Genomic DNA, 9,140 nt, shown 5'->3' with positions numbered 1-9,140 from the left:
CTGGTACAACCACCACCGACCCCACGCCGGCATCGCGGGCCAAACCCCGGCCGACCGTGTCACCAACCTGTCCGAACAGCACACCTAGGACGTGTGTCGAAGTGAGGCGAGGGTCGGCATGCCGCCACGATCCCGGTGCCGGGCGGCCCAGGCCCGGCACCGGCAGCGGCGGGACGCGTCACCGACCTGTCCGAACAGTTCCAGTGTGGTTGGTGTCGGCTGTGGAGCCGGTGGCAGTCGCTGCGAACGTGCCGATCAGCGGGCCGGGCTGGTAGCTGCCCGCCCGTCTCCGAAACGGCTACCCTGCCGACGCCTAAACATGATCGAGTGGTGCGACCGGCCCAGCGACGGCGCGATATCGCCATCCGCCACTATCGGACCGTCGGACACGCCCAGGGCGTGTTTCGAAGCAGGTGCAGTCATTCGTTGGCGGCGTTGTGGTGACGGCGCGGGTGCCGAGATCGTGTGACTTTCGGTCGGACCGGTCAGGTTGTCGGTGATCGCGAAGGGGGAGCCTCGGTGACGCCGACGTGGTGACGTGGTCGGGCGGCGAGGTGGGAGCGGGCTCGTCGACCAGCGTGCCGTCCGAGCCGATCACCGTTGGCGGGCTTCCAGTTCCTCCAGGTAGGCGGCCGCCGACTGCAGTTCGTCTTCGCCGAAGACGCGCACGCCGGCCCGTTCGAGGAGCGCCGTCGTGACACCGACGCCCGGTGTCGGCGTCCCGGAGAACGTGCCGTCATAGATGCGGTGGCTGCCGCAGGACGGGCTGCCCTCCTTGAGGATCGCCAGGCGGGCGCCCGAGCGCCGTGCCGCCTCCACGGCCAGGCGGGCACCGCGCACGAACGACTCGGTCACGTCCGTCCCCGATTCGGTCACCACCTGGGCGGTGCCGTCGAGCACCGCCGCGCCATCGGCCGACGAGCCGGATCCCACGATCTCGGCGGGCGGGCGCGGCACGGGCAGACCGCCCGACACCTCCGGGCAGAACGACACCAGGCGGCCCTCGTCCCGCCACCGCTCCAGCAGCTGGTCGTCCACCCGCTTGGCACCGCCGTCGTAACGCACCCGGCTGCCGAGGAGGCACGCGCTGACCAGGATCCTCTCCACGCACACCAGCCTATTCGCGGCCCCGTCGAGGAGTGCCGGCGCTCCGAATGGGCACTGACGGATGGTCGGTCCCATCCCGTTCCCATGGAGCTCGGCATGGTACTCCTCGGCAAGCCGCCCGGGGAGGCGCCCGCTCGGCGGCGCCCCCGCGGGTCGGTCGTGGTGTCCTGGCTCACCACCACGGATCACAAGGTGATCGGCTATCTGTACCTCATCACGTCCTTCGCCTTCTTCCTGCTGGCCGGGCTGATGGCCATGGTGATCAGGGCGGAGCTGTTCTCCCCCGGCCTGCAGTTCGTGAGCAGCGAGCAGTACAACCAGATGTTCACCATCCACGGCACGGCGATGCTGCTGCTGTTCGCCACGCCGTTGTTCGTGGGCTTCACCAACGTGATCATGCCGCTGCAGATCGGCTCCCCGGACGTGGCGTTCCCGCGCCTCAACATGCTCAGCTACTGGCTGTTCCTGTTCGGCGGGCTGATCGTGTTCGCCTCGTTCCTCTCGCCCGGCGGCGCGGCGAGCTTCGGCTGGACGGGATACACGCCGCTGTCCGACGTGGTCCGCTCGCCCGGCCCCGGCGGCGACATGTGGGTCATGGGCCTGGCGCTGTCAGGGCTGGGCACCATCCTGAGCGGCGTCAACTTCATCGCCACGATCATCGGGATGCGGGCGCCCGGGATGACGATGTTCCGGATGCCGATCTTCACCTGGAACGTGCTGCTGACCAGCCTGATGGTGCTGATCGCGTTCCCCATCCTGGCCGCGGCGCTGCTGGCGCTGGAGGCCGACCGCAAGTTCGGTGCGCACGTGTACGACCCGGCGAGCGGGGGCGCGCTGCTGTGGCAGCACCTGTTCTGGTTCTTCGGCCATCCCGAGGTCTACATCATCGCCCTCCCGTTCTTCGGCATCATCACCGAGGTCATCCCGGTGTTCAGCCGCAAACCGCTGTTCGGCTACTTCGGCATGGTCGCCGCCACGATCTCCATCACCGGGCTGTCGATGACGGTATGGGCGCACCACATGTTCACCACGGGGCGGGTGCTGCTGCCGTTCTTCTCCTTCATGACGTTCCTGATCGCGGTGCCGACCGGGGTGAAGTTCTTCAACTGGATCGGCACGATGTGGCGCGGGACGCTGAGCTTCGAGAGCCCGATGCTGTTCGCCATCGGCTTCCTGGTGACGTTCCTGTTCGGCGGGCTGACCGGCATCATCCTGGCCTCCCCTCCGCTGGACTTCCAGGTCCACGACTCCTACTTCGTGGTCGGGCACTTCCACTACGTGGTCTTCGGGACGGTGGTGTTCGCGATGTTCGCGGGCTTCTACTTCTGGTGGCCGAAGATGACCGGGAAGATGCTCGACGACCGGCTCGGCAAGCTGCATTTCTGGGGGCTGTTCATCGGTTTCCACACCACCTTCCTCATCCAGCACTGGCTGGGCGCGGAGGGGATGCCGCGGCGGTACGCCGACTATCCGAGCGAGTTCGTGGCGCTGAACCGCGTGTCCAGCGTCGGGGCGTTCATCCTCGGGGTGTCCACGCTGGTCTTCCTCTACAACGTCTACGTCACCGCATGGCACGGCAAACGGGTGAACACGGACGATCCGTGGGGCTTCGGCAACTCGCTGGAATGGGCGACGTCCTGTCCGCCGCCGCGGCACAACTTCGCCGCCATCCCGCGGATCCGCTCCGAGCGTCCGGCGTTCGACCTGCACTATCCGCGGCTGCCGGGCCGGGGAGAGGGCGAGCATGCCAGGGAGACCCAGACCTAGGGCCTGTCCGGTGGATCATGCATTGATCCAGGACAAGGCGGTGACCGGCACGACCGCCGCCCTGAAGTCGCGGGCGGGCTCGTCGCACCGGGGGGAGGTCCCCGCCGCTGCTTGAGCCGGTTGATGCGGCGCTCGATCACGTCGCGCCGCTTGTAGACGGTTTGAGTCGAACGCCGCCGGGCGCCCGCCTCGCGAGCCGCGGTCGGCCCCGTCCGGCCTGCCGGTCGCGGCGATGCCCCGTGCCCGCAGTGACCGGCGGATCGCCTTCGAGCTGCGGGGCCTTGTCGGAGATCATCCGGTCAGGCCGGCAGCGGGGACGGCCCGGACCGGTCCGCGGCACCGCGATCGCCGCCATATGCGAGCGGGGCGCGATGGTGGCCGCCCGCCCGTCTGCGCTGCGACGCCCCGCCGACGCCGCAGCGTCGTTCAACCGGCTCAGGTGATGACGCCGGGCAGTGCCATCCGCCACGCCGAACGCGCACTACCAGGCTGTGATCACTGCTGCGGATCCACCATGATCCACCGGGCACGCCCTGGGCCCTGTCCGGTGGTTCTCGGCATTCAGCTTCAGTCGGCAGCCGGGGCGTCCACCACCCTCTGCGGATCTGTGGCATCACCGCCGTGTGCGAACGTGCCGACCAGCGGACCGGCCGGTCCCGTTGTCGCCCTGCCACCGGCTCGAATGACGGTGCGGCATCGCCACCCGCCCACGCCACGCTCGCCTGTCATCGGCGGGCCGGGATCGCCCTGATCGGTGTACCGCACCACGGTTCGCCGGAGACCGCCCGGCGGACGACCGAGACCGGTCAATCGGCCGCCGTGCCGGACGTGGACGGGCGCGCCGCCCTAGCCTGGCCCGCATGACGGAAGCGCAAGATCCGCCGGGGCGCGACTGGGCGGAGTGGCACAGGGCATATGACGATCCCCGGTCGCCCCTGTCCCGGCGGCTGCGCACCGTGCGGCAGCGCGTCCGGGAGGCGCTCGACGCCGCTCCCGCGGGCCGCCTGCGCGCGGTGAGCGTCTGCGCAGGCCAGGGCCGCGATCTGATCGGCGCCCTGGCGGACCATCCCCGGCGGTTCGATGTGACGGCGCGGCTGGTGGAGCTGGACGAGCAGAACGTCCGGGCCGCTCGCGCCGACGCCCGGCGCGCAGGACTGACCGGCGTGGAGGTGATCGCGGGCGACGCCTCGCACACCGACGCGTACGCCGGCGCGGTCCCCGCCGACCTGCTGCTGGTGTGCGGCGTGTTCGGCAACATCACCGACGCCGACATCGAACGGACCGTGTCGCTGCTGCCGCAGCTGTGCGCCCGAGGCGCTCACGTCGTCTGGACCCGCAACCGGCGGCCCCCGGACATCACCGGCGACATCTGCCGCTGGTTCGAGAAGCACGGCTTCGAGAAGTGCTGGCTGTCGCCGCCGGAGGAGAAGGCGTTCGGTGTCGGCATGCACCGGTTCCGGGGCGACCCGGTCCCGCTGGAACGCGGTGTCCGCATGTTCACCTTCGTCGGCTACGACGTCCTCCGCAAAGGCGCCCCCTGGCCGACCTAGCCGGGCGTCGAAAACGTTCGCCCCGGTCGGCCGTGCGCCGCGCCCGCCTCGCCGCACCGGTGCTGACACAGGTCTCCATGACGAGGACGCCCGTGCCAGGTCGTCATAGGCCAGACGACAGGGGCGGCGGCTTCTTCCAGGCCGACCATTGCGCCGCTCCGCAGCCCGCCGTGAGGACTCCCGCCTGCGCGGTGCCCGCTTTCGGCCCGCGGCGACCCGGCGCAGGACATCCCGCCATCCCGCGGACGCGGTGATCACCCGGCCGGGCGCGACGTCACGGCGGACGCATCCCACCGTCCACCGCGACCCTCGCGGGGATCACTTGGTGATGCGGGACACGGCCCACTGGGCGACGCGGACGGCGCCGTCGGGGCTGAGGCGCATGCCGCGCCAGGCGGCGCGGCCGTGTGCGGGGGCGACGATGAGCGCGCGGTTGCGGTCGACGCCGCGCATGATGTCGCGGGCCAGCTTCTCGGCGGTGTAGAGGCGGGGCGAGGCCTTCTTGATGTCGTCCCGGGCGTTGCCGCTCATCGCCGTCTCGGGAAGGCCCGGGTTGACGTTGCGGAGCAGCGGCGTGTCGACGAAGCTGGGGCAGACCACGCTGACCTTGACGCCGCGGGAGGCGGCCTCGGCGCGCAGGCCCAGGGACATGCCGACGACGGCGTGCTTGGTCGCGGTGTAGGGGATGCCGATCGGCATGGGGACGAGCCCGGCCAGCGAAGCGGTGTTGACGATGTGCCCGGACCGCTGCTCCAGCATGATCGGGTATGCGGCGTGGACGCCGTGCACGACCCCCTTGAGGTTGATGTCGATGGCGCGGTCCCAGTGGTCGAGGGTGAGCTCCTCGGCCAGGCCGCCGATGGCGATGCCCGCGTTGTTGAACACCAGGTCCAGGCTGCCGTACTCGGCCTTGACACCCTTGTAGACGTCGGTCACCGCGGCGGCGTCGGTGACGTCGAGCGCGGCGCCGGCGGCCCGGCCGCGGCCGAGCCCGTTGAGCCGGTCGGCGACCTTCCGGGCGCCCTCGCCGTCGATGTCGGTGACGACCACCGTGTCGCCCCGCGCCACCAGGGCGGTGGCGATCGCCCGGCCGATGCCGGACGCCCCTCCGGTCACGATCGCAATGCTCATCGCGCGCTCCTGCTCGCAACGGACCGCGGGGCCGGACGATGCGGCGGTCGAGGCTTCCGGCCCTGCGATCCCGTATTGGATGTGATGTTCAATTGGCGTCGTAGTCTACTGGCCGGATGAGGGCCGGGGACAGCCGTTGTTCCGTCCGCGGTCGGCGGCCTGGCCCTGCCCGCCGAGGCGGCGCCGGGGCCGGCCCGGGGGGAGGAGGCCGGTCCCGGCGCGCCCGCTCGGCGGCAGGTCAGGCGGCGGCGCGGACGCGCGGGGTGTCCCAGATGCCGAACGCCTTCCAGACCTGGCGGCTCACGGGGGTGATCAGGCCCAGCTCGGCCATGAGGTCGCGGACCTTGCCGACCGACTGGCAGACGTGGGCGCGGTTCTCGGGGGTGCGGTAGGCCTCGCGGACCACCTCGCGCGGGATGCCGAAGTGGCGCACCATCGGGCCGGGCGGGGACAGCATGATCCGCGCCATGATGCCGAGCACGACGGGGGCGGCGATGCCCAGCACGCGGCGGCGCAGCCGGCTCAACTGCGGGACGCGGTGGCGCAGGTAGTGCCGGGCGAACGAGATGTGCCGGGCCTCCTCCGCGATGTGGATCTTCATGATCGTCTCCTCCAGGGGGTGCTTGACGTGCCCGCCCTTGAGGGACTTGCGCTGCACGTAGTCGATGGGGTCCTCGCCGCCGAGCACGAACACGAACCACAGCTCGGTGCTGACCAGGGGGATCCACGGGGCGGCCTGGGCGACCAGGCTCAGCGCGCGCGGCATGCCGCGGATCGGCATGCCGGTGCGGTTGACGAACTCCTGGAACATCATCCCGTGGTGACATTCCTCGGTCGTCTCGTGGTAGACGTACCGGAACTCCGGGCGGCCGTTGGGCAGCCGGTAGGCGTAGTTGAGCAGCCCGCGCTTGAGCAGGTTCTCGAACTGCAGGCCGATCTTCATCGCGGTGGCGATCCGCCACAGGCCGATCTGCGCGCGGACGTTCTCGGGCTGCGACTTGTACCACTCGGTACCGCCCAGGGCGTCGACCTCGGGGTCGATGATCCAGCGGGGGTCGTTGGGGTCGACGGCGTAGTCCGGGTCGTCCCACGGGATGTCGGCGTAGGCCTCCCAGTGCTTTTCGACCGACGCCTTGTTGAGCCGGTCGATGACCCCGAGGTAGGACTTGCGGTCCTTGACCTGCGCGCGGACTTCCTCGGCGAGTTCGGTGGGGGCTTTGGTCATGGCAGGGGCTCCCTTGCGGTGGTGCACCGGCGGATCAGGCCGGCCCGGGACGTGCCGCGACGTCCGGGATCGGGCAGATCGCGGCGGGCCCGGAGTCGTCGGGGTCGGGGATGATCATCCGGGCGATGCTCTTGACCTGTGTCAGCACGGCCTGCTGGTGGCGGTCGTCGTCGTCGAGGGCGTTCTGCACCGACAGCCCGATGAACATGGCGAACACGCCGCGCAGCATGGTCGGGACGAAGTCGCCGGGCAGCTCGTTGCGGGGGAAGAGCCGCTCGAAGACCTCCAGGATGACCTGCAGGATCCGCTCGTTGATGTCGCGGCACAGCACCCGCAGGTCGTCGTCGGTGCGGGCGGCCACCGCCAGTTCCAGCAGCGCCCTGGCGGGCCGGCCGCAGAACACCTCCCACAGCAGGTCCAGCGCGCCCTCGACGTTGCGCCGTTCGGGCGGCAGCACGGCGAAGGCCGACTCGTAGGCCAGCCGCTGCTGTTCCAGCAGGTGCTCCAGCGCGGCGGCGACCAGCTCCATCTTGGTCGGGTAGTGGTGCTGCTGCGCGCCGCGGGACACGCCCGCCCGGCGCGCCACCTCGGTGGTGGAGGTGCCCGACCAGCCGAGGTCGACCAGGCACTCCATGGTGGCGTCGAGCAGCAGCCGCTGGGTGTGGATCCGCCGTTCCTCCTGGGTGCGGCGGCTCTCCCCGCGCCTGCGGGAGGGGCGTCGCCGTGCGCTTACTGACACGCTTCGACGGTAGGAGCGCGACATACATGCAATCAAGCCTGCTTGTATGTTGTGCTGCTCACAATTGGACGTATCGTCCGATTTGACGTTCGTGGCCGCTCTTCGGGCGGCGGGGCGGTGCGCAAGAGCAACCGGGCGGGATACAGGACCGCGGCACGGTGCATCCGGCCCGGTCATCGGCAGCTGACCGTCCTTTCGTACGCCCGGCGGCGTACGGGGCGGGGGCGCGGCTGCGTCCCCGGGTGCAGGCGTGATCACTCTCTCCGCACGACGACGCGGCGGCGGACGCGCCGCCAGCATCGTCGGCATGGGGAACGCGGCGAAGGCGCGGCGGCCGGTGCCGGACGACCGGCGCGCGGGCGAAGGCGGGGCGCGGACGGTCGGGCTGACCAAGGTGTACGGGACGGGGGACACCGCCGTCCGCGCGCTGAACGGCGTGACCGTGGAGTTCCCGGCGGAGCGGTTCACCGCGGTCGTGGGGCCCTCGGGAGCGGGCAAGACGACGTTGCTGCACTGCGCCGCGGGCCTGGACACCCCCACGTCCGGCAAGGTCTACGTGGGCGGCACGGAACTCGGGGCGCTGCCGGACCGGGCGCTGACCAGGCTGCGGCGCGAGCGCGTCGGGCTGGTGTTCCGCTCGGACAACCTGGTCCCCGCCATGACCGTGGCCGACAACATCACCTTGCCGCTGACGCTGGCGGGCAGGCGTCCCGACCGCGTGTGGCACGATCTGGTGGTCCGCGTGCTCGGCCTCGGCAACCGGCTGCGGCACCGGTCGGAGCGGCTGTCCGGCGGGCAGGCGCAGCGGGTCGCGCTGGCCCGCGCGCTGGTGACCCGCCCGAGGATCGTGTTCGCTGACGAGCCGGCCGGCGACCTGGACTCGCGGACCGGTGCCGAGATGCTGACGTTCCTGCGCCGCGCCGTGGACGACCTCGGGCAGACCGTCGCGATGGCCACGCACGACCCCGTCGCCGCCGCCCGCGCCGACACGGTGGTCTTCCTGGCGGACGGGCGGGTCGCCGACGTCATGCACCGTCCCACCGTCGCGGACGTGCTGGACCGCGTGCACGACCTGGGCGGACGGCCGTGATCCGGCTGGCGCTCGGCACGCTGCGGGGGCGGCGCGGCCGCCTGGCGGGCCTGCTGGCGGCGGTGTTCGCGGGCGTGACGTCCCTGACCGGCGCGCTGGTGCTCGGTGACACCTTCGAGGCGGGCGCGCACAGCCGCCTCGCCCGCGGGCTGGGGACGGCGCTGGAGGTGTTCGGCCTGGTCGCGGTGGTGCCGGCGGTGTTCACCGTCCACCACGCGTTCGCCGCCACGGCGGCCCGGCACGGCCGGGAGTCGGCGCTGCTGCGGGCCGTCGGCGCGTCCCGCGCCCAGGTGGGTGCGCTGGTGGCCGTCGAGGCGCTGGTGGCCGGTGTGGGCGGGACGCTCGCCGGGCTGGCGGGCGGCGTCGGCTGCGCCGCGCTGCTGGAACGCGTCCTGGACCTGACCGCGGGGGGTGTCGTGGTCACCGGTGGGACGCTCGCGCTCGCCGCGTCGGCCGGGCTGTCGGCCATGCTCGCCGCGGCGCTGGCGGCCGTGCTGCGCGGCGGCGACGGCGGTGTCGACGGGGGCGGCC

8 protein-coding genes are annotated in these 9,140 nt (G+C 71.6%); 4 read left to right on the top strand and 4 right to left on the bottom strand.

All coding sequences use genetic code 11. The annotated features are described in order from the left end of the window. Positions 1–594: 594 nt before the first annotated feature. On the bottom strand, positions 595–1,107 hold the full coding sequence (locus ABD879_RS30985) for a 2-thiouracil desulfurase family protein (protein WP_345025301.1): 513 nt from the start codon (positions 1,105–1,107) through the stop codon (positions 595–597). Positions 1,108–1,203: 96 nt separating this feature from the next. On the opposite strand from ABD879_RS30985, the gene ctaD reads away from it, so the two are divergent. Beyond that, complete coding sequence (gene ctaD / locus ABD879_RS30980) at positions 1,204–2,874, top strand: aa3-type cytochrome oxidase subunit I (protein WP_345025302.1); 1,671 nt, start codon at positions 1,204–1,206, stop codon at positions 2,872–2,874. An 860-nt stretch (positions 2,875–3,734) separates the two neighbouring features. After that, positions 3,735–4,424: a class I SAM-dependent methyltransferase family protein gene (locus ABD879_RS30975; RefSeq protein ID WP_345025300.1), complete on the top strand. Its 690-nt coding sequence runs from the start codon at positions 3,735–3,737 to the stop codon at positions 4,422–4,424. Between the two features lie 318 nt (positions 4,425–4,742). On the opposite strand, the gene ABD879_RS30970 is transcribed toward ABD879_RS30975, so the two are convergent. The 3 genes from ABD879_RS30970 to ABD879_RS30960 form a co-directional block, all read right to left on the bottom strand. After that, a complete protein-coding gene (locus tag ABD879_RS30970; protein ID WP_345025299.1) occupies positions 4,743–5,555 on the bottom strand; it encodes an SDR family NAD(P)-dependent oxidoreductase in 813 nt (270 codons plus the stop codon). Between the two features lie 238 nt (positions 5,556–5,793). Continuing rightward, positions 5,794–6,780 (bottom strand): AurF N-oxygenase family protein, encoded by a 987-nt coding sequence (locus tag ABD879_RS30965; protein WP_345025298.1) that lies wholly within the window; start codon positions 6,778–6,780, stop codon positions 5,794–5,796. A gap of 34 nt (positions 6,781–6,814) precedes the next feature. Continuing rightward, complete coding sequence (locus tag ABD879_RS30960) at positions 6,815–7,519, bottom strand: TetR/AcrR family transcriptional regulator (protein WP_345025297.1); 705 nt, start codon at positions 7,517–7,519, stop codon at positions 6,815–6,817. 307 nt (positions 7,520–7,826) lie between these two features. Here ABD879_RS30960 and ABD879_RS30955 point away from each other — a divergent pair, with 307 nt between their 5' ends. Both ABD879_RS30955 and ABD879_RS30950 read left to right on the top strand, forming a co-directional pair. Next, positions 7,827–8,609 (top strand): ABC transporter ATP-binding protein, encoded by a 783-nt coding sequence (locus tag ABD879_RS30955; RefSeq protein ID WP_345025296.1) that lies wholly within the window; start codon positions 7,827–7,829, stop codon positions 8,607–8,609. After that, a partial coding sequence (locus ABD879_RS30950) for an FtsX-like permease family protein (protein WP_345025295.1) occupies positions 8,606–9,140 on the top strand: 535 nt, incomplete at its 3' end. The genes ABD879_RS30955 and ABD879_RS30950, both read left to right, overlap by 4 nt.

Origin of the sequence: Actinomadura keratinilytica (assembly GCF_039539665.1) — a bacterium.
Classification (GTDB): domain Bacteria; phylum Actinomycetota; class Actinomycetes; order Streptosporangiales; family Streptosporangiaceae; genus Spirillospora; species Spirillospora keratinilytica.
The sequence above is the reverse complement of the archived record's forward strand: the minus strand, read 5'-3'. Positions and strand labels throughout refer to the sequence as shown.

Bases quoted from the DNA above. Each gene is read 5' to 3' on its own strand.
- ctaD (WP_345025302.1), top strand. From the start codon at position 1,204: ATGGTACTCCTCGGCAAGCCGCCCGGGGAGGCGCCCGCTCGGCGGCGC.
- ABD879_RS30975 (WP_345025300.1), top strand. From the start codon at position 3,735: ATGACGGAAGCGCAAGATCCGCCGGGGCGCGACTGGGCGGAGTGGCAC.
- ABD879_RS30970 (WP_345025299.1), bottom strand. From the start codon at position 5,555: ATGAGCATTGCGATCGTGACCGGAGGGGCGTCCGGCATCGGCCGGGCG.
- ABD879_RS30965 (WP_345025298.1), bottom strand. From the start codon at position 6,780: ATGACCAAAGCCCCCACCGAACTCGCCGAGGAAGTCCGCGCGCAGGTC.
- ABD879_RS30955 (WP_345025296.1), top strand. From the start codon at position 7,827: ATGGGGAACGCGGCGAAGGCGCGGCGGCCGGTGCCGGACGACCGGCGC.